Here is a 24927-nt window from a genome sequence, read left to right as displayed (position 1 = left end):
CAAGGACCGACAACCTTGCGAGTCACACCAGGATCAGGTTCATCACGCGGCCTGAAAAGCGGAAGGTCGCCGGTTCGACCCCGGCCCTGGCCACAACGTTTGACCAGGCACGATGCCCTCGAAGCAGCTCGCTTCGGGGGCATTTTCGTGCCGTTTGACGCCAACGCTGACGCCAACGGCTCCAAATCGCGGCGGATCCGAGCAGCCCAGACGATCTTCAGACCTATGCGCCACACCGAATCCGGCCAGCGTGTGACGCACTCCACAGGCCGCTCACACATCCTGCGCTCGCCCCAGGGCGTTGGACGATCGCTATGAGCCGTCGCGTATCGCTCGGGCCTGCTCGCCGATGCTGTGCGCCTCCTGGACGGAGGCGGCCGCACGCTGTGCCCGGAGGCGGGCATCCTCGGAACCGATCGATGTCGCACCGCCAGCGAGCCCGTCGAGGAAGTCGATCAAGATGTCGACCTGATGGACCGCCGCTCGCGTCAGTAGTGACCGCCGGTCGTCAGCAATCACTTCGTCAACACGGGATCGCACCTTTTGCAGCGACCGAAGCGCGGTCTCGGGGTTGGTGGGGGCCAGTGTGGCGCAGCGCACGTGAAGATCAACAAGCGGCGCAGTGACGAAGGTCGCCTCGTCTCGGGTGCTGAGCGTTCCGGTGCTTTCCATGAGCCATCGCGCCATGACCAATCCGAGTGTCGCTCCGGCGTGTGGGGGATCATTGGCGTCCATCTCCCCGAGCTCTCCGCGTGTAAACGTCACGGGGCGACGGCCAGTCAGGCCCAACGTGACGAGGGTCGGGGCGGGCACGGTGCCGAACGCGGCGGGAACCACGCTAAGCACGCTGGTTTCGAAACGGTCGGCGGTTGCGGTGGGCGCACTCGCTGTAATCGTCACGTGGTCTCCGTCGGCCGCCACGGTGATGTCGCTGAGGCCGGCGAGCCCGGCGACGAGGGCGAGGGACTGATCGCGCTGGCGGGCGGACGGAGTCGCGGCCGCGACCGCGGCGGCCATACAGGCGTCGCTGTGACCCGTCATCCATGGCAGCAACGCAAGCTGCAGGGCCAGGAGCAGTTCGTGCAGGGCGATCAGTTCCTCGGCGAATTCTTCGTCTGTGAGAGAGATCGTCTTCCTTGAGACCACGCGGCCGTCGCGGATCTCCCGCTGGGTCGCCGTGATCCCCGTGTCGGTGACGACCACCGAAGCGTGTGCGCTGGCGTTGCGGTAGAGCATGTCGATGCCGTTGCCGCACGGTGGCCCAAGCCGCACGAACTCGTTCACGACGTCCCCGGCCTTGACCCCCTCGACCACGGTCTCTTCATAGACTCCGTCCGCGCCCCGACGGCTTACCCGTGCAGCAATCAAGAGCACGCCGCCGAGGTCACACAGCGCACCCTCGACGAGCTCCCGGTAGATCTCGGTCAACGTCCTCGCCACGTGGCGACGGGGCAGCCCATGACGCCATTCACGGCTCATTCGCTCGGCTTCGTCCATGATCCGGTCCAGCCCTGACCCCACGCGTTCGACGAGGAGCGCATGATCGGTTATCCATGAAGCAGAAGCGTCAGCCGCATCGAGCACTGACCGCAGCTGTCGAGCCCGTGCCACGAGCAGCTCGTAGTCAACCGCCCGCGCGCTCATAGCCAAGATCGGCAGCAGCCCGACGGCATGCTCGTCGGACGCGTCGCTCACGCCGGGGACGTCAGCAAAGGCACTGCGCACGATATCCGCTGCGTCCGGGATCGAGGTGACGGCGCGGCCCACGCTCGTCCACGCCGCAGCCGCGATATCGATAGATCCGTCGCGCTGGATCGGTCCGTCGGCAGGCGAATTCTTGATGAGGTTGATCTGTGTGGCGATTCTTCCGGCATGCCGAGCCGCCTGGCCGAACCAGTTCTCGCCCCCCGCCATCAGCTGTATCGCATCATCCGAGTCGACTGCCACGATCGTCGCGGCCATGGTCGCCTGACCACGAACCACAGCCATGGCCGCCCGCACCAATTCACGGTGCACTGCCCGCCACTCCGCCGGTGGCATGGTGTCACGCAACGACGCCACCCACGCCAAGCCGGCGTCGATCTCCCTGATCAGCTCGCCGAAAGCGGCGACCGTGCCCGCCTCCTGCGGGTCCCAGACGCAGCTCTCAAGCAGCTGTTTCGCTTTGGGAGCCGGGTCACCCAACCTGTCCAGCGCTGGCCGGATCACCTGGTCCAGATGATCCTGCTCGCTCAAGGGAACGCCGCGCGTGGCGAAGCCGGACAGCTCGCCGGCCAGCTTGGTCACGCGCTGGCTGAGCCGTTGGAGACCGACCTTGAAGGCATCACGACGAGCGCGGACGGCGTCGCGGACCTGCCGGATCTCGTCGGCCGGGAGCGGCTGACTGCATGTGGGGCATCGGCCTGATCCCTTCACCGCGCGAGGCTCACCGCAGACAGCGCAGTTCGCGACCAGAGCGAGCTTCACCCTGTATGTGTCCGGCGTAGTCATGCCACCAGGATCTCAGGCGTGCGACTGCAGTCAGAGCCGCCAATGCCTCATACCGATCACAGGTGGTCGACTTCGATCATGGTGCCGTCAGGGCCGTACGTGAAGAACCGGGGTGACCCCATCCGGCTGAGGACGGCCCGCATCGCGGCCTCCTTCTCCTCCGGAGTCGGCCCGTCCGGATCAGAGAGTCGGAAGCCTTGGAGAGCCACCTCGTAGGGGTCCATGTCCTCCGGCTCCGGCCTACCCTCCAGCACGAAGCCGAAGAAGAACCGCAGTGCCTCCTCTCCCAGGTCGAGGGGATGGAACGGCAGCGGGTAAGGCCCCTTGGCCGGCCAGCCCGGCACCGGCTCCACCGGATGCTCCCCGGCCCAGAAGGGCGCCTCGAACGACAGCGGCTCGCCGATGTTCTCCATCACCCCGCTGTCCGGCGAGACGCTGAGCGAACGGACCAGCTGCCCGTCCTCCCAGACCGCGAAGGCCAGGAAGTCCACCACGCTGTGCATCCAGTGCACGACCAGGCGGCGGCCCGCGCTCGCATCGATCAGGTGCTGCGGCAGCCGCGAGGGGTAGTCGCCCATCCAGTGCTGATCGCAGACGATGTCGACCCCGGGGAAGCTGCCAAGGTACGCGGTCCCCTCCGGCGGGTACGTCGCGTCGCCGAGTTCACACCCGGACGACTCCGTGACCTCCCACCCGGGGTAGAGACGACCGAGCAGCTCCGCCGTCCGCTCCGGATCCGCTTCCGCCGGCAGCCGCAGCGGGCCGGACGAAGCAGCATCCATGTAGATGAGTAGTCCGGTCTTGGCTCCCACGTGTCGGCCTCTCTCCAGAACGATGACCCCCCGGTTCGGGGGCAGGCCGCAAGCTACCAACCGCGTAAGACACCGGTGCCCGGCAAGACCCAGGTCTTGCCGGGCACCGGACGAACTGGTGAGCCAGAGCGCGAGGCTAGGAGAGCGCCTCCCCGAGACGGCTCAGGGCCTTGAGGCGCTCGGCGAGGGAGGCGTGCGCGTAGACCTTCATGGTCACGCCGACGTCGCTGTGGCCGGCGATCTCCCGGACGATGTGCGGGGGAACGCCGAGGTCGAGCAGCAGGGTGATGCAGGTGTGGCGGAGGTCGTGGAAGCGGAGGTCGTCCAGGCCGAGGCGCCCGCGGACCGCGTGCCAGCTGCGGCGCAGGTTGTCCGGCTCGTACGGGGTACCGATCCGGGACGGGAAGACGAGGTCGTTCTCCTGCCAGTCCATGCCGGCGGCGGCGCGCTCGACGGCCTGACGCTCCCGGTGGTCGACCAGGGCGGCGAGGACCGGCGCGGGCAGCGGCAGGGTGCGCTCGGAGGACAACGTCTTGGGCAGGACGAGTCGCAGCTCGCCGTCGACCCGTTGGAGGTTGGTGCTCACCGTGAGGGTGCCGCGCTCCAGGTCGACGGAACTCCAGCGCAGGCCGAGCAGCTCGCCCCGGCGCATGCCGAGCATCAGCGCGAGGACGTACAGGGTGTGCAGGCGGTGGCCGCTCAGCTCCTTGAGCACGAGCTTGGCCTGAGCGGTGGTCAGGCCCTTGCCGATCCGGTAGTCGGGCGCGGGGACCTTCACGAGCTTGGCCACGTTCTTGTGGATCAGCTCCTCCCGGACGGCGTGCTCCAGGGCGTTGCGGAGCACGGCGTGCACGGACTGGATCATCCGCGCGGACAGCAGTCGCTTGCAGCACTCGCCTGCGGCACAGCAGATCGGCTTGGGCCGCTGCGCGTCCCAGCCGCCCTTGCAGCACTGGCACTCGGCGCGCACTCGATTCAGCCAGACGCGGACCTCCTGTGCGCGCAGGTCGCGCAGCCGCTTGGTGCCGAGGCCGGGTATGAGGTGGACGCGGACCACGCTCTCGTAGCCCTGGTAGGTCTTGGGCCGGCGGTTGGGCAGGACCTCCTCGGCGAGCCAGTAGTTGAGGTACTGGCCGACGTTGGAGTCGGTGTCGGGCAGCGGGATGCCGTTGATGGCGTCGGCCTGCAGCTCGACGAGGGCGTTGTGGACCTCGTCCCAGGTCTTGCCGTAGATGGAGACCCGCTTGCGGAGGCCGGAGGTGGTGATCACGTAGGCGCGGCCGTGGTAGCGGCCGTCCTTGCGCAGGGTGATGCTGCCCGCGCCGTTGGGGTTGCGCTTGGCCATCAGGCCGCCACCTCCGCGAGCTCGGCAACGAACGTACGCACGGCGGCGGCCGGGACGCGGCGGGAGCGGCCGATGGTGACCGAGGGCAGACGGCGGGTGCGGATGAGGTCGTAGACGGTGGAGCGGCCGAGCTGGAGCTGGGCCATGACGTCCGGGATGGTCAGCAGGAGCTGCTCGTGCGGAGCCATGGCGTCGGCCGCGCCCGCCGGAGCGGCAACGGGTACCGAGACGAGGACCGGACCGCCGAGCGAGCCGGCGGCTTCGGCGGAGGTGAGCGACGGCGGCGCCGGGACCTTCGGCGAAGCAACGATCGAGAGTGCCATGCTAGGGACAGGACCCTTCAGTTGACGGGCGCGCGAGCACCCAGGTGCGGAGGGATCTGGCCCGGCAGGGGCGAAGGTTTGGCGACTGGACGCCTGTGCCGGGGACAGGAGAGAAGTCCCGACCGGCCCCGGTGCGGGGCGGCGGGTGACTGGGAAGAAGCTGTCGGCCCGAAGGCGGGACCGGGACGTGGTCACCGGCGACAGCGTGGATGGACCGTCAGATCGGTCTGTGGGCCGCGATGGCGGCAAGCATGGCAGGTGCGGCGAGACGGCCGAGGATGAGCTCGGCCTGCGCGGGGCCAGTGGCAGTCTGGCCGACGGCCTGGCGACGCGTGGACAGCACGCGGTTCCTTCCCCGGTGGTTGGTGGGCGGCAACCCGGCACCGTGGTTGATCGTCGTGGATGGGCGTTTCACGCGGTTGGTAGCCGCAGCGGGGTGTGACAGTAGCTCTGGATTCCGGCCGCACCAAATGGCAGTGGCTACGGCCGGGGAGTGCTCGGGCGGTCGGCCCGGAACAGGCTCGTTACTGGGCGCTCTCCGAGGACTCCAGGTAGGCGAATTCATCAGGCAGCGCGGGGGGCACGACCTCCAGTTCGCGCATGCGAGCACGCCAGTTGCGGAGCGACTGGATGTCTCGTGCGTGAATCCTGTCGAGCTCGGCGACCATGTCGAGGAACTTCGCCCGGTGCTCGGGTTCTCTGGCCAGGGCCGCCTCGCGGCGCTTCTCCTCGCCCAGCTCGCGGCTGAGCATCGCGACCGAGACGAGGATGCCGTGCTCGCGGAACATGTTGAGCACGGTCTGCGTGGGCGTCTTCATCGCCTCCTCCCGCGACTCACCAGTCACCCAGGCCACCGCGTCCCACATCGACACTTCCCGCCCCGGCAGCACCTCGATGGTGGGGGCGGTACCGAGAGGGAAGAGCATGGTGATCGGGGGCACGCCGAGGACCTCCGCAAGGACGAGGAGCTCGGCAACATCGACACTCGCCCGCCGGCCGCTCTCGAGGTTGGCGATCACGGTGCGCGGGATCGGGTACCCGAGCGCGGCGCAAGCGTCGGTGACGTCCTGGGCGCTCAGGCCGAGCTCCTTGCGCCGAGCCCGAAGAGCGTCGGCGACGCGGGCTGTCACCTTGGACGGCCAGTCGGTCTGTGTCATGGATGTAAAATTAGCTCCGATTGTGTGTCGCCGCAAGTCCATGGTAGGGATTGGGGCACCGATTTCCCGACCTGCCGGACGAGGTGAGCCCATGACTACACAGGAAGACCGGCTTGCTGTGTTGCAAGCCGAAGCCGAGTTCCCCAGACCTTCGCGCGGTGGCGCCTTCCGTCGCGCCGGCGCGTAGCCGAGCGGGCTCGCGCCCAAGCGCTGCCGGGAGACCGTGTCGAGCAGCCTCGCGACACCGGGCGGACCGCCCTGTCTGCCGTGAGCGGATGGGGCCACTTCGCGTTGGATCTTCGAGGGGGCTCGACATAGTGTCGAGCTCGCGCTGCCAAGCGGACGGTCGCTTCAACATCCTCTGCACGGCTGGCAGTTGACCAGACCTACCGGCTCCATCGAAGGGGCCGCCCACCTACACCGAGGCCCTCGGTGCTACCAACACCGAGGGCCTCCACGGATCCCCTAACCGCCCATCCACGACGATCGACCGCGGTGACCGGATTGCCGTCCGAAATGTCACCGGGGAAGGAATCTCCGTGCCCAAGCGTACGACGCCGCGTGCCGCCAGCGCACGCCTTGTCTCGCACGCCTCCTGCCCGAAGGCGGGGTGGTAGGCCATGGCGCGCATCCGCACCATCAAGCCCGAGTACCCCGTCTCGGAAGACCTCGCCTCGGTCTCCCTGACTGCCGAGCGCACGTTCGTCTGCCTGCTCACCCAGGCCGACGACGAGGGGCGCCAGCGCGACAACGCGGCCGTCCTCAACGGCGCCCTGTGGTCGCTGCGGCCCGAGCACACGGCGCTCGACACCGAGGACGAGCTTCGCCAGCTCGCCGAGACCGGTCTGATCTGCCGGTACACCGGCTGCGACGGCCGCCAGTACCTCCACGTCACCAAGTGGCACGAGCACCAGAAGATCTCCCACCCCACTCCCTCGCGCCTCCCCGCCTGCCCCGTCCACGAGCCCGCCGGCTGGTGCGGCAAGTGCAAGGCCAAGGGCAAGGGCTGCGCGCACCCGGCTCCGGAGAACTTCCGGAGCCGTCCGGAACCGCTCGCGACCCTCGCGGAGACCGTCCCCGCCCAACGGCCCCGCTCGGCCGACGCCGAGTCCGCCCCCGCAGTAGCCCTTCCGGCGCCCGAGGCGGCAGCTCCGAGCGAAAGTGCAGGTCAGACGGCTTCTCCGGAGTCCCTCCGGAGGGCTCCGGAGAACGTCGTGCCTGGACCATGGACCTTGGACCATGGATCTACCCCTAAAGGGGGCAGCGGCGCCGCGCCCACCCCGGCACCCTCGTCGGCAGCACCCGACCGGGACGGCCCGGTCCTGGTCGGCACGCCCGCCGGCAAGCCGTCGGTGAACGCGGGCGCCCTGCTGGCCGAGTACGTCGCCACCTGCCCCAAGCCGGTACCGGCCAACGTGCGTGGACACCTCGGCAAGGTCATCAAGGACCTGCTCGACGGCGGCACAAGCGACGACGACATCCGCGCCGGACTGCAGCTCTACGCGGCAAAGCCGATGAGCCCGAGCGTGCTGCCCAGCATGGTCCACGAGGCGATCAACGCCCAGCCCGCCGGGGCATCCCGCACCGGGCAGAGCGCTGCCCGATCCCCGTACCGCCCCTTCGCCAACCCGGCCGACGCCCGCGACTACTACGAGGGGGACCTGTGACCAGCCTGCCCAACCCCCGCCGCACGGACGAGCGTCGCGACCCGCAGCCGGCCTCCGGCGCCGCCCTGCGCCTGGAACGGATGCTGGCCGCCAAGGGCATCGACCCCGACCGGCCGCTCCCCGACACCGACCAGCCCTCCACGGCACTGGAGCTCGCCGACCGCCGCATCCCGCCGCGCTACCGCCTCGCCGAAGCCGACCACCCGGAGGTCACCACCTGGGTCCAGCAGGTCACCCTGGCCTGCCGACCCGGCCCCGGCGGCACCCTGGGCATCGCCCAGGGCCCCTCGCTCCTGATCGCCGGACCCACCGGCTCGGGCAAGACCCACCAGGCGTACGGGGCGATCCGCAGCCTGCTGAAGGCCGGGGTTCGTCTGCGCTGGACCAAGCTCACCGCCACCGAGCTGTACGCCTCCCAGCGGCCCCGCCAGGGCGCGGACACCGAGCGGGAGATGCGCGACCTGATGACCAGCCCGCTGCTGGTCCTCGACGACCTCGGCGCCGCCAAGGCGTCCGAGTGGACCGAGGAGCTCACTCTGCGGCTGGTCGACCACCGCTACGAGCACCTGCTCCCGACGATCTTCACCACCAACCTGGCGCCCGGCGATATCAAGAACGCCCTCGGCGACCGCACCGCCTCCCGCCTCGCCGAGATGTGCGAACGCGCCATCCTCACCGGCACCGACCGCCGCAGGCGAACCGCCGCCTGACCGGCGCCGGTGCCCGGCACACCCCGGCCGGTGCGCGGACCCCCCGAACTTCACCCCGCCATCTCCTCGCCGCTTCGCCACGCCCGCCTGCGGCGAGGCCACCCCTGGAGCACCACCCTTGACCACCATCGCGATACCCCCTACCCGAACGCCGTCTGCCCAGGCGACCGTCTGGGACCGCCTCGCGGTAGCCCTGCTCGGCGTCCTCGGCTTCGTCCTGTCCTACGACGCGCTGCGGCAGATGGCCGGCGCGACCCACGTGCGCGGACCGCTCACCTACCTCTTCCCGATCATCGTCGACGGCTTCATCGCCTACGGCGTCCGTGCCCTGCTCGTCCTGCGCGAGGCCCGCTGGCCTGCCCGCGCCTACGCGTGGACGCTGTTCGCCGGAGCGACCGCCACCAGCGTCTGGGCCAACGCCCTGCACGCCGTCCGCCTCAACCAACTGCCCACCATCGGCAGCGGGCTGAGGCTCACCGACACCGTCGTCGGTATCCTGTCCACCCTCGCCCCGCTCGCCCTCGGCGGCGCCGTCCACCTCTACATCCTCATCGCCCGCCACGGCCACGACACCGCAACGGCCGAGCAGAACGCCCTTCCGCGCACCGAGACTTCTGCCGACCCGGTGACCGCCGACCCCGAACCGGAGCTCCGGCTGGAACGGGCGGAGGACCTCAGCGACGAGAACGCGCTCCTGACGCTCCTGTCCGCCGCCGGACTTCTGCCCGCCGAGTGGCGCGACGCGCTGCCCGACCCCGAACCGGCAGAAGCCGACGGCCGACCGGCCGATGACCCGGACCCCCAGGCCGAAGCCGCCGGAGGTGCCGCCGGGGCGGAGAACAAGCCGATCGGGCGTCCGCCGGGCGCGCCGATGGAGCGGCTGCTGGAGGTGGGTCGCGCGGCGGTCGCCGCCGAGGGCCGTCTCACCCGCGCGATCGTCGAACAGGCCGTGCGCGACGCCGGCCTTCCGCTCGGCAGTACCCGCCTCACCGAGCTGATGCGAAAGCTCCGCGAGGAGCAAGCCGACGAACAGAACCCTCCGCGCCCCGAGGCCGACTGACCGGCCCCGGTGTCCGGCTGACCGGCCCGGTCGGTCAGCCGGACACCGACTTCTGCCGACCCACAGCCGCACTCGGCAGAAGGCCCCGCCGCCCGGTCACTGCACCCGGCCGGACTCGACTCGCACCGCGGACACCAGTCCCATGTGGCGGTCCGTCCCGGGAAGGCCGCGCCTGACGCATCGCCCATACCTGCGAATTCCGGCATGGCCAAACCGGCAACCACCCGGACACTGCCCACCCACACACCCACCAGCCCGTATCGCCCGCCGCCACCGAGGAACCACACGCGTGAACGCCGTCCGACGAACCCTGCACAGCCTGCTCGGGAAGCCTGTAAGCTCCCAGGACCGCAGCGGAGTTGACCACCTCCCTACCCCTGGCGGAGCAAGCGAGTGCGTACGGGGCCCCTACGGGGCCACGCACGCGGATGCCCCCGCCCAGGAGGGCGTGGACGAGCCGGTGCTGCCGAGGGCGGCAGCACCGGAGCTTCACCGCGAGGGCGCGGCGAAGCAGGAGAAGCCCACCAACACAGCGTCCGAGCCCATCGCCGACGCGTTGCCGCTCACCGTCGTCGTCAGTCCTTCCGCGAGCGCCGCCAGCCGCAAGCAGCGCACCGCGAAGCGTCGCCGCCGCGACCCCGAGAACCCCCTGACGACGGAGGTAGGCTTCCGCTGCACTGAAGAGACGAAGACGCGCATCGAGCAGCTGGCCGCCGCAGCCGAACTGAACGTTGCCGCTTACCTGGAGCGCAAAGCGCTGGCCGAGGACTTCGTCGGCATCACCACCCGTGACGAGCGTCTGGAGCGGGCCATCACGGCACTCGACGCGGCACGCGGCCAGCTGGCGCCGGTCGGCAACAACGCCAACCAGATCGCCTACCGGCTCAACGCCGGCATCGGCGTCGAACCGGGACCTGCGGCAGCCGTCCTCGACAGGGCCCTGGCCCTGGTCGCCGAGGTCCGCATGGCCGTCGCGGAGGTCGACGCGTCGGCCATGCGCCTGGCGAAAGCGAAGCGCCGATGATCAGCAAGCCCCTGCGCGGGTCCAAGACGCTCGGCGCACTCAAGTACCTCTTCGGTCCCGGCAAGGCCAACGAGCACACCGATGCGCACATCGTCGCGTCCTGGGCCGGCTTCGCCCCCGACCCCGGCCGCGACCCGGGCGACCCCGGTGCCATCCTCGTCCAACTTCGCGACGCGCTCGACCTACACGTCGTCCGCTACGGCAGGCCGGTCACCAAGCACGTCTACCACCGCCCGGTGCGCGCCGACCCGACCGACCGCATCCTCAGCGACGAGGAGTGGGGCACCATCGCCCGCCGGATCGTGGCCGCCGCCGGCATCGCACCAGACGGCGACCCGAACGGCTGCCGCTGGATCGCCGTGCGCCACGCCGACGACCACATCCACATCCTCGCCACCACCGTGCGCGCCGACCTCACACAGGCCCGCCTGCGCGGCGACCAGTACCGCGTCGAGGACGAGCTCACCGAGATCGAACGCGAGTACAAGCTCAAGGACCTCTCCGACACCCGCACCCACGAGTACCGGGATGCGATCCCCAAGCGCGCCAAGGGCAAGGAACTGCACAAGGCCCAGCGCCTCGGCCGGGAAGGCACCGACCGCGACCGCCTGCGCACCGCCGTACGCCAGGCCCTGGCCGGGGCCGCGGACGAGGAGGAGTTCACCGCCCGGCTCGCCGCGAAGGGCGTGCTCCTCGCCGTGCGCCGCGCGCCCTCCGGTGACGTGACCGGCTACAAGTTCGCCCTCCCCACCGGCGACGAGAGCGGACCGATCTGGTTCTCCGGCAGCAAGCTCGCCTCCGACCTCACCCAGCCGAAGATCCAGGCACGCTTCGCCCTCGGCGTCGACGAACCCGCCTACCCCACACCCGACCCCCGCACCTGGCCCGCTGACGGCCGCCACCGGGCCAGCAGCACCATCGAGCGCACCTACCCGGCCTTCGAGGAGGTCCAGGACGCCGCCCGCGCAGAGGCGGTGATCCGAGGCGGCCTCGAAGTCCTCGACACGCTCGCCGCCACCAGCCCGACCCTCAGCAGGAAGGAACTCCACCAGGCCGCACGGGCCCTGGAGTACACCCGCATCGCCCACACCCGCGCCGCCGGCGCCGACCTGCGCGCGATGCGCTCCGCCGCCCGCGAACTCCTCCACGCCGGGCCCGCCACCGGCCGGGGCGAGGACGGCACGTCCGCCGCCACGGTCCTGACCAGCCTCGTCCTGCTCACCGTCGTGATCGCCAAGTGGCACGCCGCCCAAGGCCACCGTCACCAGGCCGATGCCGCCCGCATGGCGGCCGACCACCTTCGCGCCGCCTACACCCGGCACGCGGCCAGGCCGATCGCCCACCTCACCCTCGAAGGCCGACTCCTCCCGAAGCCGGACCACGACCGGCAGGCCGATGCCGTCCGCCGCACCCTGCCCGCCGACCAGGTCACCCGGCTCCTCTCCGAGGAGAACTGGGCAGCCCTTGCTGCCACCCTCGCCCAGGCCGAAGCCGCCGGCCACAACCCGACCACCCTGCTCACCAACGCCGCCGGGCGCCGCGAACTGGACACCGCCGACTCACCCGCCGCCGTCCTCACCTGGCGGATCCGCCGCGACGCCAACCTCCCCGCCCCCGCACCGGCCGCCACCCCCGACGAACTGCGCACCAGGGCAGCCCGCGCCCGCACGACCAGCCGCACCATCGGCACACCGGCTGCCCCGGTCATCACACCGCCGGCGCCGGTCGCCCCCGACCAGGTGCGCCGAACGCGCTGACCAACCCAGGCGGGCGGGTGCGGAGCCCCCGCACCCGCCCACCAGCCCCCACCCACCAATCCCGCCCAGCACGGACATCACCCGTCACCCGCCGCCGAAGGCAGGACCCAGCCAACGAACCAGACCGCCGGGACTTCCCGAGGAAACCCCGGCGGCCGGAGCGCCACAACTACCCTGCAGCAAGGCGACGGTGTCGATTCGATGTCCTTCTCTCTGGGAGAGATCCATTCCGGCAGCGCACGTCGTATGGTCCCTTGCTGCCCCGCTGCCGACCCGAAGGGACCGCATGACCGACTACGACCACGACTTCTACAACCCCGCCCCCGAACCCGCGCGTGCCGTCATCCGCGCCGTCCCACACCCCGCCGAGCTTAACCCGCGTGGCATCACCATCACCTGCACCGGCTGCGGCGCCCGCCGCGACTGGCTCCTCCTCGCCGTCCACGACCAGATCTTCGTCCGCTGCCGCTGCACCCACGAATGGCGCGAGCCCGACCTCGCCCGCGCCGACTTCTACGAGCACTACACCGAACCCGAACAACAGTGGGACGACTTCGACACCGCCATGAGAGCCCTCGCCTTCGACGGGATGATGGCCGGAGCGATCTGGAACGAGTAGGCCGAACTGGTGCGGGGGCGCCACCGAACCGGTGGCGCCCCCGCGGCGAGCATGTCCGGCGGCGAGATCAACCGAGGGACGCGCCGTCCAGGTATGCCTGCACGGGCTCGAAGATCCCGTAGGGCACGTACGCGGGGATCTCAGCAGGAGAGACCCAGGCAAGCTCGGCTACTTCGTCGGGAGCCGCTACCTGCGCCTCCCCGGTCTGGGCCGCGCAGGCTACGTAGAACAGCCGCCGCCCGGTCTTCGGGTGGACACGGTCGCCCAGGAGCCTGACGGCTGCCACGTTCAGGCCCGTTTCCTCCCGGGTCTCACGGACGGCGGCCTGCAACGGCGTCTCCCCGGCCTCGATCTTGCCGGCCGGGAACTGCCAGGACAGCTCCCCCTCGCTGACCTGGCGCCGCACCATCAGCACGCGGCCCTTGTGAACCACGATCGCAGCGGCGATGCCGGGCACCCCGTCAGACGTCTGCGTCACGCCTACTCCTTCCGCGAGAGGTGGCGCCGAGATCGGAGCATCGGTGGCTCCGTTCAGGAAAGGATCTCGCGTCCGAGTACCGCTTCGATCGCGTGTTCGTGAACGAGTCCGGCCCGGACGAGGCGTGCGTCAGCCGTTGAGCAGTCGATGATCGTCAGGTGGTTGGCGGCCGGGCATACGCCACCGTCCAGGATCACGGTCGCCTTGACGCCCGTGAGGCTCAGGAAGTCGGCGACCTCCTCGGGCGAGATCGCAGGCCCGCGCGCGTCGATGCCCGCATCCCCGGAGATGTTGACAGTGGTCGCGGCGATGGGCGTGCGGGTCAGCGAGGCCAGCATCCCGAGTGGGCCCGGGGAGTTGGTGACGAGGGCCGGAGTACCGACGGCAGAGTGCCGAGCGCCCTCGTCGGCGTCACGCCACGGCAGGAGGAGGGCCAGATCGCCCGGCCAGAATGCCTCCGCCAGCCTGCGGGCCTCGTCGGAGATCACGAAGCGTTGTTCGCAGTCCGCCAGGGACGGGGTGACGAGGACGAGGGACTTGGCGGTGGGCCGCCGCTTGCCTTCGAAGATGCTCCGGCAGGCGGGCTCGTTGGTGGCGTCGGCACAGATCATGTACCAGCGCGAGGTGGGGACGATGACCAGCGCGCCGGCTTCGAGGGCGCTGGCGGCTCGGTCGAGCTGGTCGGTTGAGATCTGCTGCATGAACACTCCGCTTTCAAGATCGGCGAGTTGGATCAGGTCTGACTCGGCAGTAGTGCTTCCAGCGGCTGTCCGGCGCGGGGGCGCTGCGGGAGGTTCCTACGCGGACGCCTCGGCCTGGTGCAGCCCGGCGAGACCCGGGTAGTCCAGCCATGGGTCCCGCAGTGACTGGAGTCGGTGTTCGGCATGTGTGACGTGCGACACGCGGAAGTACGCCATGATCCGGGGTTCGCGGCTGAGGTTGCGGCCTACGGCGTGCGGCACGAGGTGGTGCATGAGCAGGACGTCTCCGGGTGCCCCGAGGAACGGCGTGCCGGTCCGGGCGTCGACGTCCGGGGGGACCTGGTCGGTGATGCCGAGGGACCACTGGTCGCGGAACCACTCGGACATGGTCAGGTGTCCGCCGGACTGGTAGCGCAGCGCTCCGCCAGTCGGGTCCGTGATGTCGGAGAGCACCACGCCGACGAGGAGCGAGAAGGTCCGCAGTTCGTCGGGATCGAGGTGGGGGCAGGCAACGCCGTCGACGTGCATCGCCTTCTCGGGTTGCGACTCGGGGAGCTGCGACTCGGGGATGCGGACCTGGATCTGCGTGGTTGAGACAGGCTGGAAGTCTCCGAGCAGCGCACCAGCGAGAGCGGCTGCCCCGGAGCTGAAGAAGAGGCCCAGCAGATCGGGGTGACCGCCGAGTTCAGGGGCGAAGGTGCGCCGGGTGTAGGAGTTGATGAGGGCAGGGTCCATCGACTCTCGGAGCCAGTCGTCGACGAGCGCGCGAGCGCGAGCGACGAGATCGGAGTCAACGGCGCCGCGCTTGATGAGCAGGCCGTCACGTATGAAGGCGCTCTTCTCAGCAGGGGTGAGGGCCATGGAACTCCTGACGAAGGCGGGCTGCTGCGGGCGGTGATGGAGAAGCTGGGTGAGGACTCCGGCAGCCAAGTCCAGGGCGCTCTCGATGATCGTGTGGCCGACGTCGGGGGATGCTGCTCGCGGGTCGCCGCCGATCACCCCGCAGGCCGCAATGGCGCTGTCGCCGGAGTTCCACGGCCACGTCGCCCCGCGGTCGAGCACCCGACGGTCGATCTCCCTGCGCCGCTCTCCATCGGCACTGAAGTCCACGGGGAGACGATCGAGACGGACGTCCTCGGGAGCGAGGGCGAGCATGAGCGAGGTCTCGCGCTGGCCGGCGTGGATCTCCGGCAGCTCGCCCTCGTTTCGGAAGGCCGACAGCGAACTCGGGTGGATCACACAGGCGGCGAGCGCGTACCGGTCCTGCAACTCGTAGAGTGCGGCCTCCAGGACGCCACGGTTACCACCGTGGCCGTTGACGATCAGAAGGGTCCGGGCAGCGGTGGATCGGACGTAGCCGCCGACCACCGCATCGAGCAGCGACATGAAGCTCGCCACCTGCAGCGAGACCGTCCCGGGCGACCAGATGTGTTCCAGCGACAGGCCGTACGGGATCGCCGGCAGCACCCACAAGTCGTGATGGTCGCCGTAGCGCTCGACCAGCCGTGTGGTGAACTGCTCCGCAATGACCGTGTCCGTGTTCAACGGCAGGTGGGGGCCGTGCTGTTCGACGGAGCCGATCGGCAGGCACAGCACCGATCCGGCACCGAGCTCGGCAGCGACGTCCGGGGCGGCGAGCCGACCGTACTGCCGAGCCGTTGCTGCGGCTGGCGTCACGTCTTGCTCCGGCGGCCGATCCGGATGAGGAACTCGTTGTCCTCGAGGAACGTGTCGTCGCTGCTGTGCTCGGCAAGGGCGGCCCGGACAGCAGCCTCGAAGTCGGCGAGTCGATCGCCGAAGAGATGAGGTGCGGCGAAGCTGGTCGAGTAGAGGTAGCCGAGGATGCCCTCGGTGGTCCAGGTGCGCTGGACCGGCACCCGGACCTCTTCGACCTGGTTGAACGGGGACTCCTCCATGATTTCGCTGTAGGGCCGGTTGTGGTGCTTGAAGGTGCTGCTGCCGGCCCGGCGCTCCTCTCCGAGGAACTCCTGGACGACCGCGCGCACGGACTGCTTCCAGGGGCTGTCCGCAGCCCAGAAGCTGTTGTCCCCGAAGATCGCGACCGCGCCGTCTGGCGCGACCTGGTCGTCGAGGAGTGCGAGGACGGTGGCCTGGTCGAGCCAGTGGAAGGCCCGGCAGATCGTGACGAGGTCGGCGAGCCAGCCCGCCGGAGGCGTGAAGTCCTCGGCCGTGGACTCGACGAGTGCCAGGGCAGTCCCGTCCGGCAGAGCGGGGCGGAGAGCCGACTCCGCCGCCGCGAGCATCTCGCTGTCGTTGTCGATCGCGATGATGTCGTCGAACCGGTCCAGCAGGGCCTCGGCGACCAGGCCGGTACCGGTGCCTACGTCCAGGAGCCGGCGAGGGCTGCTCTTCGGTGCGGCCTGGTCGAGGACGGTGGCGACCTCCTCCGGGATACCCGGGCGGTACTGGCGGTAGTAGCCGACGGTGCCGGTGAACAAGCTCATGGAAGCCTCCGTGCGAGTAGATGACGTACGTGCTGCACAGCATCAGCGAGATCGTTGGCCACCAGCACGCCATGTCCAACGAGTGACGTTTCGTCAGGAACCGTACGCCCGTGGGACACCCACACGGAGCGCAGTCCTGCGTCCGTGGCTCCTCGGATGTCGCACTCCCAGTCGTCGCCGACGTGGATGATCTGCGAGGGCGACACCTGGTGCGAGTCGGCGACCGCCCAGAAGGCCCGGCGGTCCGGCTTGGCGTAGCCGGTACGGCACGAGGGGAAGTGGCCGCTGACCCAAGGGGACAGGAGCTTGAGGAGTCGCTCGGGGTCGGCCTCCGTGCATGTGACGTTCGACAGGGTCACGACGGTCGCCTCCCGGCTGAGTTCCTGCAGCGCATCGACCGTCCCCGGGAACAGCACGAGCGGGGCCACCGGAAGGTCTCGGGGGAAGGCCGACGGCTCGATGCTCAGGGCACGGCACACCCGGTCGACCACCGCATCGGTGATCTCGGGCGCGGTGTGCAGGACGTCGCGCACGATGCGTCGTGCTTGCTTCGGGCCGAGCGGCGAGGCGGCGGCCAGGTGGGCGGCGAGACCCGGTCCCTGCGCATTCCCCAGCGTGCCGCCGATGTCGAGGCTGATCAGCGATCGGACGGGCTCCATCAGGCGGTCTCCATTCCGGTGACGGGCAAGGCGGACACGATCGCCTCGATGCGCGCCGTACGGATCGACTCCGTCGTGGCCTCTCCGAGGAAGGTGAGCGCATACCGCGTCTCCGCCTGGTCGAGCGCGTCCAGGTCGCGTCCGTGCCTCTGGGCCGCCTCCGCGAGGTCCGTCGGGATGGTGCGCGGACGCAGTCCGTGCGGCAGGTGAAGCGTGCCCGACCAGACAGGCGCTGGCACCGCCACCCGATGCATCGGCCGCAGGACGGTGACGTCGTCGAGGCTGATGATGCGCACTGGCGCACGCCCATCGCCGAGGTCGAGTTCGCCGGACAGGAAGGTGTCGTGGCCGTCGAGGCGGTGGTCGAGCACGAGGAGGGGGCCCTGTTCGTCGTGCCTGGTCGTGCCGCGGACGGGAAGGCTCTCGCTGCTCCGGGTCATTGGGGTCTCCGTGGTTGGGTGCCGAGGCCGGGGGTTCGGGGCGAGGGGAGATGGCCGTGCTCGGGTGTCCAGGGTTCGGCGTAGAGGGTCTGGCGGCGGGGCTCCCACTGACGGCGGTACTCGACGGCAGGGACGGCGTCGGGGAAGGCCGCCGCCAGGTGGATCCCCGGCACCATCGAACGGCCGTGGGGGTAGACGGGGACGCCGACCTTGCGAGCCGCTGCGGTGATCTCGACGGCTCGGGTGAGCCCACCGCAGCCGACGACGTCGATGGTGAGCACCTTCGGCCTCGCCTGGTCGAACAGCATGGGAAGGTCTTCGTCCGGCCGCAGCCGCTCCCCTATCGCTACGGGCAGGCCGGCGTTGGCAAGGCGGTGGTAGATCCGCAGGTAGTGCTCCGGCAAGGGGTCTTCCAGCCAGGTGAGTGCCGGGTTGTCGAATCGCTTTGCGAATGCAGTGGCGAGCTCGGGGCTCCACGTTCCGACCGCGTCGACGGCGAAGCCCTTGTCGAGGATCTCGGCTGCCCGGTCCACGGACTGGAGAAGGTGACTCGCTTCGGTGGCGGTGGTGGAATCCGGTCGGCGCCGGAGACCCCACTTGGTGAAGGCCCAGCCTTCGTCGGCGACTTGGGTCAGGGCACCCGGCGCGGGAGGGCCGCTGAGATCAAGGCGGAGCCACGAGGCGTACGCCGGTACGGACGAGCGGCTCGCTGCCGGGGCCAACAGGTCGGCTACTGGCTGATCGGCCAGACGTCCGTGGAGATCCCACAGAGCACAGTCCACTGCTCCGACGGCCCACTCGGCCACGCTGCCGACCAGTCCGCCGGCCGCGACCTGCAGTCGTGCTCGGTGGCCGTCGTGGTCGGTCACGAGCTGGCCGATCGTAGCGTGGGACAGCACGTCGACAGCGCGGCCGACGGGCTCGCTGACCGGGCCGTACCAGCCTGTCCGGCCACCACCGTGCACGGTGACGAAGACGGTGTCGTCCCCGGCAGCGGCGCCTGCTCCGACCAGCATCGTCTCGACCTTGTCGATGGTGACGTCCATCAGCACGCCACCTTCCGCGAGGCGGTCAGCTTGCGGGCGGCCTGGAGCAGACCAGCCGGGTCGAGGCCGAGTTCACCAGCGAGTGCTGCCTGGGGCATCGGCCCGGGGGGCTCGCGCCAGCCGATGACTTCGACGGGACGGCCGAGCCGTCCGGCGAGCAGTCCCCAGACGGCAGCCGGGTGGCCCAGCGTGGCCACGAGGATCGCACCGTTCTCGCCGAGGTACGTCGCTGTCTCGGCCGCCGACAGGCCCCTTGGCCAGATCTGCGGATCTCCGAGGACCGTCAGGTCCAGCACGCCTACGACGCGAATCCGGCAGCCCAACTGGGCTCGGATCACCGGAACCGCCGCTGTGGTGACCTCGGCAGGAAGATCGCCTGCAACCAGGATGGTGAGCTCGGGCTCGCCCTCATCGCTCAGGTGGGGCCAGACCGCCAAGCCCCGTGCCAGTTCCTGCTCGATGGTCTCGTCCGGCTGCCGTGCCGTCGCATGCTTGCCGGCGACCACCACGTTGACGCGGCAGGTCGACCCCAGCGCCTCGTCCAGGACGAGGGCCGCCCGCGCAGGGTCCGCCGGGGTCAGCACCCGCACGGCCGGATCGCATGTGGCCAGCAGGGCAGTCGCCAGGGAAGGATCGCCGTGCGTGTAGACGTTGTGCCACCCGTACGAGGTCAGCAGCAGGTTGAGACTCGGTGCGGGGGCTCCGGCGGTGAGCCGGCGGTGCTTGAGGTGGCCGACGACTCCGGAGGTCAGGAGCGGCGCGAAAGCCTCGTAGGACACCAGGACACCGCGGCGGCCACCGGCGAGCCAGCCGCACAGCCATCCCAGCAGGACCTCCTCCGCCAGGACCTCGGACACCCACGGCTCGTCCTGAAGCGCACCGAGGCGGTTCGACGCGAGCTCGTCAGGGCTGAAGAGGCGGAAATCCCCTGCGACGGCGTGGTTCCGAAGAACTTGGCCCACGGCGTGCCCGAAGTCGCCGCCGCCCCGGGTCCGATGGGATACGGGCTGGATCGCGGTCGGCTGAGAGAGCGGGGCTGCCGGGTGCCGCCCTGCCGTTTCGAGCGCGCTGGCCAGCTCTCCGGTCGGGCGCCCGTCGGTGTCGAACAACTCCGCCGGCCGGTACGAGGCGAGCCACTGCCCCAGGAGCTCTCGCTGGCCGCCGTCTTCGCGTGCCAGACCGAGCGGTGTCTTGTGGGTGCCAGGTGTGCCGAGTAAGGGCCGTTCACCGATCCGCTCCGGCCCGCTCCAGCCTTTCACGCACCGCAGGAAGACGGCGGTCCGCACACCCTCCGCGACCTGCCCCACGGACTGCAGGAGAGCCTGCCGGAAGGACTCGTGCTCCTCGCGGGAGGCAACGGACACGTGCACCACGCGGCTCTGCCAGCCCAGCCCGGCCGCGTATCCGGCGAGTTCCCCGTCCGTCATCGCTCCCAGCAGGGACCGGTCGCCCATGCGGAAGCCGTTGACGTGGACGATCGGGACCACCGCACTCGCGGGCAACGCCCGTGCCGCGAACCAGGAGGCCGCCGTGGTGGGCGTTTCGCACTCGCCGTCTCCGACGATCGGGAGAACGACGCGGTCAGGCGCGTCCAGTGCGAGCCCGTGGCCGAACGCCAAGGCGCCACCGAGACAGCCCCCAGGAGCCGTCCCCGCTGCGAGCAGGGGGTGAACCTCTGCCCCGAGGCCGTCCACCTCTGGAAAGTCGTGGGCCAGACGCGCCAGGCCCACGGCATCCCGGGAGTACTGCGGACGTACAGAGGCGAGCTCTCCCGACAACCACGAGAAGGCCAGCTGCACCACACCCGCATGGCCAGCACCAAGCACGGGGACGAGCGTCCGGTCAGGAGCCGCATCCCCTGCTGCGAGCGCCGTGTGGGCAAGGGCCCACGCGGTTCCCGGCACCGTTCCCCAGTGGCCCGTCGGTCGGCGCTTGATGTGGCGGGCTCGCAAGGGCTCTGCCAGAAGCACGTTCTCGTCGAGGTGCAGGAGCACCACCGACACGTAGACGGCGGCCCTCCAGAGCGCATCGGCCCGGCTCAGCACGGGGGCACCAGGCTCTCGCCGTCGAAGGTGAAGTACCACAGCGGCCGGTAGCACTCCCAGGCTGCCGGACGGAGCCCAGTCGGGCTCACGATCCGCTCGATCTCGCGGCGCGCTCGGAGGTAGAACTCCAGTGAGTCCGACCCGCCAGCCCTCAGGCCAGCCATGATCGAGTTGTGCGCCTGATAGACCTGGAAGTTCGGGAACTCGGTGACGAACGGCATCAACTTGGACACCCCGTCGCTGAGTTCCGCGAGGCTGTCCAGACCGACTATGTAGGTGAACGACGTGGCATGACCGGCCGCCATCGCCCGCCGGAGGACCTCGGGCATCTCCTCGGCCGTCAGCACCGCTTTGCTGGCCTTGAGCAGCAGGTCTCGCCGGCTGAAGCACTCGGCGGTCAGCCGGAGCACGAACGGCGTCACGCGCTGGGCCAGTTCCTCGAAAGCGCCGGCGCTCCGGATCACCGAGGTGAGGAAGCCGATCCGGGCGCCGATTCCGTGGGCGCTGAGCACCTGGCGCAGTCCGATCAGGTGGTCAACGGCAGCCCGCTCGCGCTCGAAACAGCCGGTCGACACGGTGACCTCGCGCAGCTCGGTCAGGTCCCGGTGGGGGTGCTGTTCGACCATGGCGGCGAGCAACTCGGTCAGCTCCCGTTCCTCGGCGAGCCGGGGGTCTGCTGCCGCCTCCAGCGTGTTCGGGCAGAACGCGCACCCCACGCAGCGGCTGCGGGCGTTGGGGTTGAGCGTGGCGGCGCGACCGTCATCCCGGAAGTACCCGCCGACCGCCTCGTCGGCGGCGACCCGCTCGACGGTGGCGATCGGGCTGCCGGCCAGCATGAGGTCGTCGCCCTCCAGCCTGAACGGCGATGCCTCGGCGTTGAGCGGGACGATCACCATCCACGAGACCTCGGGCCGGGTGACCATGCGCACTGCGACTCGGGCCCGGTGGCGGGCGTGGACGGAGGAAATGCCCAACAGGTTGATCGCCATGAGTAGTGCGTCCTCGACCGGCACGCCGAAGCGGTCCGCCAGGCGTTCGACGTGCGGGAGGGTGAGCGCTGCTGTTGATGAGTCTCCAAGGACTGCCGTCATGATCCGTTCTCCGTCGGTGTCTGGACCCGGCCTGCGATGAGTCGTCCGCCTGTGCGCCGTGCTGGACATGCCGTCCTCCCCACCGCTGTCTGGGAGGACGAGCCCGTGCGGGCCTGCCGGGTTCCGTCCGGCAGGCCCGCACGGTCTCTCTTCCGCCTACCGCCCCGGGTAGGGCGGCTGCGGGGTCGGCGGTGCCGGCGGCGGCGGGGGAGGTGGCGGCGGAGGCTGCGGCGCCTCCAGGCGAACGCTGGTGAACGTCATGGCTGTGCTCCCTTCTGATCAGCGGTGCGCGATGGTGCCGGGCCTGGCATCGTTGTCAGGCCCCGGTTTCGACCGCGGGCTCACGCAGTGGCTCGCTGTCGGGCTCGTGGTCGGCCGCCAGGGCGGGGCCGGAGTGATCAGCGCTGAGCTGGTGGTGTGCCGTGACTCCGAGGAGCGTCAGAACGATCAGGTGGCCGAGTGCCCACAGCCAGGTGAGCACGGCACCCAACGGGTCGTGGTGCGCGCCCCGGTGTTGGGTCGGCGGCGCGTGGTAGGCGTTCACGCCGCATCAGCTCCGACTTCGGCCCAGACGACCTTGCCGCCGCCGCCCTCCTCGACGCCCCAGCGCAGGCACACCGCCTCGACCAGGAAGAGCCCACGGCCGTGCTCCGAGGTCGACTTGGAGTGTTCGACGCTGGGCAACTGCGGGCTTCCGTCCGAGACCTCGATCCTCAGCCCGCAGGGGCAAGGAACGAGGCGGACATCGAAGCAAGTGCAGCCCGCCGCGTCACCGTGCAACACGACGTTGGCCGAGAGTTCGGAAGCAATCAGCTCGGCATCGTCGATCAGCAAGGCGTCGAATCCCCAGGCGTCCGCGATCCGCCTCACAGACGTCCGGATCAAGGGCACGGAACGGGCGGACAGGACGAACCTCATCTGCACCGAGACGCACCGGACTTCTTCGATCCGTGTGCTCCGCGTGGGCACGCTGCTGTCGCCCAGGACAAGGCTGCCCAGTGCCCGACGGGTGTGAGGACGCTCAGAGTCCGGGTGGAGTGTGACCGCCTCCTCCGTGGCGGGTGCAGTGGCCTGTCGGCCGCGACGTTCCATCGCCATGTGCCCCTCCTCGTCTCGTAACAGGCGGCTCATCAGCACTGCTTGATGGCACCTCAGAACGCTAGGAGGATGGATGCAGCGGAACCCGGAAAATTCTTCCGGGGTAAGGAAACCAAGCAGCGCCAGGCTGGGGGCATGCGAGGAATGACCGAGACGCTGAGCATCGGGGAGCGCGTCGCCTGGTACCGCCGCCGACGAGGCATACCGCAGGAGGTACTGGCCGGCCTCGTCGGGCGGACCGCCGACTGGCTGAGCAAGGTCGAGAACGGCCGCATCGAACTCGACCGGCTCTCGGTGATCAAGGCGCTGGCCGCTGCGCTCGACGTACAACTGGGCGACCTGCTGGTCGAACCGTCCCTCATCGACTGGAGTACCGACGGCCGGGGTGGCGCGGTACCGAAACTGCGCGAAGCACTCACGGACTACAAGCACATGTCGCCGTTACTGGCGTCCGAGTCCACGGATCCGCCACCCGACTTGGAGATCCTGCGAGCGGAGGTCGGATCCGCATGGTCGGCCTACCAGGACGCCCGGTACGCCAGAGCCACTCGTCTCATCCCGGAGATCCTCGCCGACGCCCAGCGTGCTGTCCGTGCCTACGACGGCGAGGAGCAGCTGAAGGCCAAGGCCCTGCTCGCGATGGCCTACCAGGGCGCGGCCATGGTGCTGACGAAGATAGGGGAAGCCGATCTCGCCTGGATGGCCGCCGACCGCGGTCTTGCTGCCGCGCAGGAGTCGGGCGACCTCGTCGTCACCGGTTCCCTGTTCCGATCGGTCTCCCACTGCCTCCTTTCCAGCGGCCGCCTCACCGCAGCGCGGGACTTGGTGGCGGACTCAGCGGGCTATCTGGAGAGCGGCCTCGCCGACGCCTCGCCGACCTACCTGTCGATCTACGGGACGCTCTTCCTCGTCGGCGCGGTGACCGCCGCCCGGCTCGACGACCGGGCCACGGTGAGCGCGTTCCTCGCCGAGGCGGACCAGGCCGCACAGCGCCTCGGCCACGACGCCAACCACATGTGGACGGCCTTCGGGCCGACCAACGTCGCCATCCACCGCATCTCGACGGCCATGGAACTGGGCGATGTCCAGGTCGCCGCGGACCAGGGGCCGCGCGTAGACTCCTCCACCCTGCCGCTCGAGCGGCGTGTCCGGCACACCCTCGAAGTGGCCCGCGCCTACAGCGCGCAGAACCGGATGGACGAGGCACTCGCCCTGGTACTGGACGCCGAGGAACTGGCCCCAGAACAAGTCCGCTACCACTTCATCCCACGGCACTTGGTGACCACCTGGGTCCGGCAGCAGCGCGGCAAGCCGAGCCACCAGCTTGCGGGCGTGGCCCAGCGGCTGCGCATCGTGGGGTAGTCCGGCGGGGACGGCTACAGTCATGGTCATGAGCGACTCCGACGCACCCGAGGCCGTTGCCCAGCCGCGCACCGCCGCCGGCGTGCTGTTCTTCGACGAAGCTGACCGCGTGCTCCTGGTGAAGCCCACGTACAAGCCGGGCTGGGAGATCCCGGGCGGCTACCTCCACCCCGGCGAGACCCCGAGCGAGGGCGCGGCCCGAGAGGTCAAGGAGGAGCTCGGCATCACCCCGCCCATCGGTCGCCTCCTCGTCGCGGACTGGGCACCCCACCCGACCGAGGGCGACAAGCTGCTCTTCGTCTTCGACGGGGGCATCCTCCCCGTAGAAGAGCGAGCTCAGATCAACCTGGACGGGGTGGAGATCGGCGAGTACGCCTTCCACACCGCCGACCAGATCGACGAGCTCCTCATCCCTCGTCTGGCCCGGCGGGTCCACGCCGCGATTGACGCACGATCCCCGTCGGCAACCTCCTACTTGGAGAACGGGGTGCCTCGCTGCTGATCTGGGTGCCCGGGCGTTTCGAACCTGGACGGTTCGACTCGGCTACCGATCACCCTTGTTGAGTGCAGATGCTAGA

24 protein-coding genes are annotated in these 24927 nt (G+C 70.0%); 8 read left to right on the top strand and 16 right to left on the bottom strand.

The genetic code is table 11. The features are described 5' to 3' along the window. Window positions 1–312 precede the first annotated feature (312 nt). The 5 genes from ACFC1R_RS31675 to ACFC1R_RS31655 all read right to left on the bottom strand — a co-directional run bounded on the left by ACFC1R_RS31675 (window position 313) and on the right by ACFC1R_RS31655 (window position 6127). A complete protein-coding gene (locus ACFC1R_RS31675) occupies window positions 313–2466 on the bottom strand; it encodes a hypothetical protein (protein ID WP_375944508.1) in 2154 nt (717 codons plus the stop codon). Window positions 2467–2546: 80 nt separating this feature from the next. Then, window positions 2547–3302, bottom strand: a complete 756-nt coding sequence (locus tag ACFC1R_RS31670; RefSeq protein WP_375944506.1) for a DUF6928 family protein — start codon at window positions 3300–3302, stop codon at window positions 2547–2549. Between the two features lie 136 nt (window positions 3303–3438). After that, on the bottom strand, window positions 3439–4647 hold the full coding sequence (locus tag ACFC1R_RS31665; protein ID WP_375944504.1) for a tyrosine-type recombinase/integrase: 1209 nt from the start codon (window positions 4645–4647) through the stop codon (window positions 3439–3441). Continuing rightward, complete coding sequence (locus ACFC1R_RS31660) at window positions 4647–4835, bottom strand: helix-turn-helix domain-containing protein (protein ID WP_030459204.1); 189 nt, start codon at window positions 4833–4835, stop codon at window positions 4647–4649. Before ACFC1R_RS31660 ends, ACFC1R_RS31665 begins: the two co-directional genes overlap by 1 nt. Before the next feature lie 659 nt (window positions 4836–5494). Beyond that, window positions 5495–6127, bottom strand: coding sequence for a helix-turn-helix domain-containing protein (locus tag ACFC1R_RS31655; RefSeq protein WP_375944502.1), 633 nt, complete (start codon window positions 6125–6127; stop codon window positions 5495–5497). Window positions 6128–6747: 620 nt separating this feature from the next. Between ACFC1R_RS31655 and ACFC1R_RS31650 the strand changes: the two genes are divergently transcribed. The 6 genes from ACFC1R_RS31650 (at window position 6748) to ACFC1R_RS31625 (ending at window position 12964) form a co-directional block, all read left to right on the top strand. Then, window positions 6748–7794, top strand: coding sequence for a hypothetical protein (locus ACFC1R_RS31650; protein ID WP_375944500.1), 1047 nt, complete (start codon window positions 6748–6750; stop codon window positions 7792–7794). Window positions 7795–7874: 80 nt separating this feature from the next. Then, window positions 7875–8504 (top strand): ATP-binding protein, encoded by a 630-nt coding sequence (locus ACFC1R_RS31645; RefSeq protein ID WP_375944515.1) that lies wholly within the window; start codon window positions 7875–7877, stop codon window positions 8502–8504. Between the two features lie 118 nt (window positions 8505–8622). Then, entirely contained in the window at window positions 8623–9564 is a 942-nt protein-coding gene (locus tag ACFC1R_RS31640; protein ID WP_375944498.1) for a DUF2637 domain-containing protein, read from the top strand. Window positions 9565–10012: 448 nt separating this feature from the next. Continuing rightward, a complete protein-coding gene (locus ACFC1R_RS31635; RefSeq protein ID WP_375944496.1) occupies window positions 10013–10588 on the top strand; it encodes a hypothetical protein in 576 nt (191 codons plus the stop codon). Continuing rightward, on the top strand, window positions 10585–12345 hold the full coding sequence (locus tag ACFC1R_RS31630; RefSeq protein WP_375944494.1) for a relaxase/mobilization nuclease domain-containing protein: 1761 nt from the start codon (window positions 10585–10587) through the stop codon (window positions 12343–12345). Before ACFC1R_RS31635 ends, ACFC1R_RS31630 begins: the two co-directional genes overlap by 4 nt. Window positions 12346–12631: 286 nt before the next feature. Continuing rightward, complete coding sequence (locus ACFC1R_RS31625; RefSeq protein ID WP_375944492.1) at window positions 12632–12964, top strand: hypothetical protein; 333 nt, start codon at window positions 12632–12634, stop codon at window positions 12962–12964. A 67-nt stretch (window positions 12965–13031) separates the two neighbouring features. On the opposite strand, the gene ACFC1R_RS31620 is transcribed toward ACFC1R_RS31625, so the two are convergent. The 11 genes from ACFC1R_RS31620 to ACFC1R_RS31570 all read right to left on the bottom strand — a co-directional run bounded on the left by ACFC1R_RS31620 (window position 13032) and on the right by ACFC1R_RS31570 (window position 22987). Continuing rightward, window positions 13032–13442 carry an NUDIX hydrolase gene (locus tag ACFC1R_RS31620; RefSeq protein ID WP_375944490.1) on the bottom strand — a complete coding sequence of 137 codons (411 nt, stop codon included), beginning with the start codon at window positions 13440–13442 and terminating at the stop codon, window positions 13032–13034. 53 nt (window positions 13443–13495) lie between these two features. Next, on the bottom strand, window positions 13496–14143 hold the full coding sequence (locus tag ACFC1R_RS31615; RefSeq protein WP_375944513.1) for an L-threonylcarbamoyladenylate synthase: 648 nt from the start codon (window positions 14141–14143) through the stop codon (window positions 13496–13498). A gap of 96 nt (window positions 14144–14239) precedes the next feature. Beyond that, window positions 14240–15820: a creatininase family protein gene (locus ACFC1R_RS31610; RefSeq protein ID WP_375944489.1), complete on the bottom strand. Its 1581-nt coding sequence runs from the start codon at window positions 15818–15820 to the stop codon at window positions 14240–14242. After that, window positions 15817–16608: a class I SAM-dependent methyltransferase gene (locus ACFC1R_RS31605; RefSeq protein ID WP_375944487.1), complete on the bottom strand. Its 792-nt coding sequence runs from the start codon at window positions 16606–16608 to the stop codon at window positions 15817–15819. The genes ACFC1R_RS31610 and ACFC1R_RS31605 overlap by 4 nt, the downstream gene beginning before the upstream one ends. After that, on the bottom strand, window positions 16605–17267 hold the full coding sequence (locus ACFC1R_RS31600; RefSeq protein ID WP_375944485.1) for an HAD family hydrolase: 663 nt from the start codon (window positions 17265–17267) through the stop codon (window positions 16605–16607). The genes ACFC1R_RS31605 and ACFC1R_RS31600 overlap by 4 nt, the downstream gene beginning before the upstream one ends. Further along, the gene (locus tag ACFC1R_RS31595; RefSeq protein WP_375944483.1) at window positions 17267–17707 is read right to left on the bottom strand and encodes a hypothetical protein; all 441 of its coding nucleotides are present in this window, start codon (window positions 17705–17707) and stop codon (window positions 17267–17269) included. Before ACFC1R_RS31595 ends, ACFC1R_RS31600 begins: the two co-directional genes overlap by 1 nt. Continuing rightward, window positions 17704–18753 carry an enolase C-terminal domain-like protein gene (locus ACFC1R_RS31590; RefSeq protein ID WP_375944481.1) on the bottom strand — a complete coding sequence of 350 codons (1050 nt, stop codon included), beginning with the start codon at window positions 18751–18753 and terminating at the stop codon, window positions 17704–17706. Before ACFC1R_RS31590 ends, ACFC1R_RS31595 begins: the two co-directional genes overlap by 4 nt. Then, window positions 18753–20747 (bottom strand): hypothetical protein, encoded by a 1995-nt coding sequence (locus ACFC1R_RS31585; protein WP_375944511.1) that lies wholly within the window; start codon window positions 20745–20747, stop codon window positions 18753–18755. The genes ACFC1R_RS31590 and ACFC1R_RS31585 overlap by 1 nt, the downstream gene beginning before the upstream one ends. A gap of 44 nt (window positions 20748–20791) precedes the next feature. Further along, a complete protein-coding gene (locus tag ACFC1R_RS31580; protein ID WP_375944479.1) occupies window positions 20792–21889 on the bottom strand; it encodes a hypothetical protein in 1098 nt (365 codons plus the stop codon). A 316-nt stretch (window positions 21890–22205) separates the two neighbouring features. Beyond that, window positions 22206–22433, bottom strand: a complete 228-nt coding sequence (locus ACFC1R_RS31575; protein WP_375944478.1) for a hypothetical protein — start codon at window positions 22431–22433, stop codon at window positions 22206–22208. Then, on the bottom strand, window positions 22430–22987 hold the full coding sequence (locus tag ACFC1R_RS31570; protein WP_375944476.1) for an ATP-binding protein: 558 nt from the start codon (window positions 22985–22987) through the stop codon (window positions 22430–22432). Before ACFC1R_RS31570 ends, ACFC1R_RS31575 begins: the two co-directional genes overlap by 4 nt. Window positions 22988–23122: 135 nt before the next feature. Here ACFC1R_RS31570 and ACFC1R_RS31565 point away from each other — a divergent pair, with 135 nt between their 5' ends. Continuing rightward, on the top strand, window positions 23123–24349 hold the full coding sequence (locus tag ACFC1R_RS31565; RefSeq protein WP_375944474.1) for a helix-turn-helix domain-containing protein: 1227 nt from the start codon (window positions 23123–23125) through the stop codon (window positions 24347–24349). Window positions 24350–24377: 28 nt separating this feature from the next. Then, on the top strand, window positions 24378–24851 hold the full coding sequence (locus ACFC1R_RS31560) for an NUDIX domain-containing protein (protein ID WP_375944472.1): 474 nt from the start codon (window positions 24378–24380) through the stop codon (window positions 24849–24851). Window positions 24852–24927 lie beyond the last annotated feature (76 nt).

The sequence above is a fragment of the Kitasatospora sp. NPDC056138 genome, from assembly GCF_042264695.1.
In the GTDB taxonomy this organism is placed as follows: domain Bacteria; phylum Actinomycetota; class Actinomycetes; order Streptomycetales; family Streptomycetaceae; genus Kitasatospora.
This window is presented reverse-complemented; position numbering and strand designations above follow the sequence as displayed.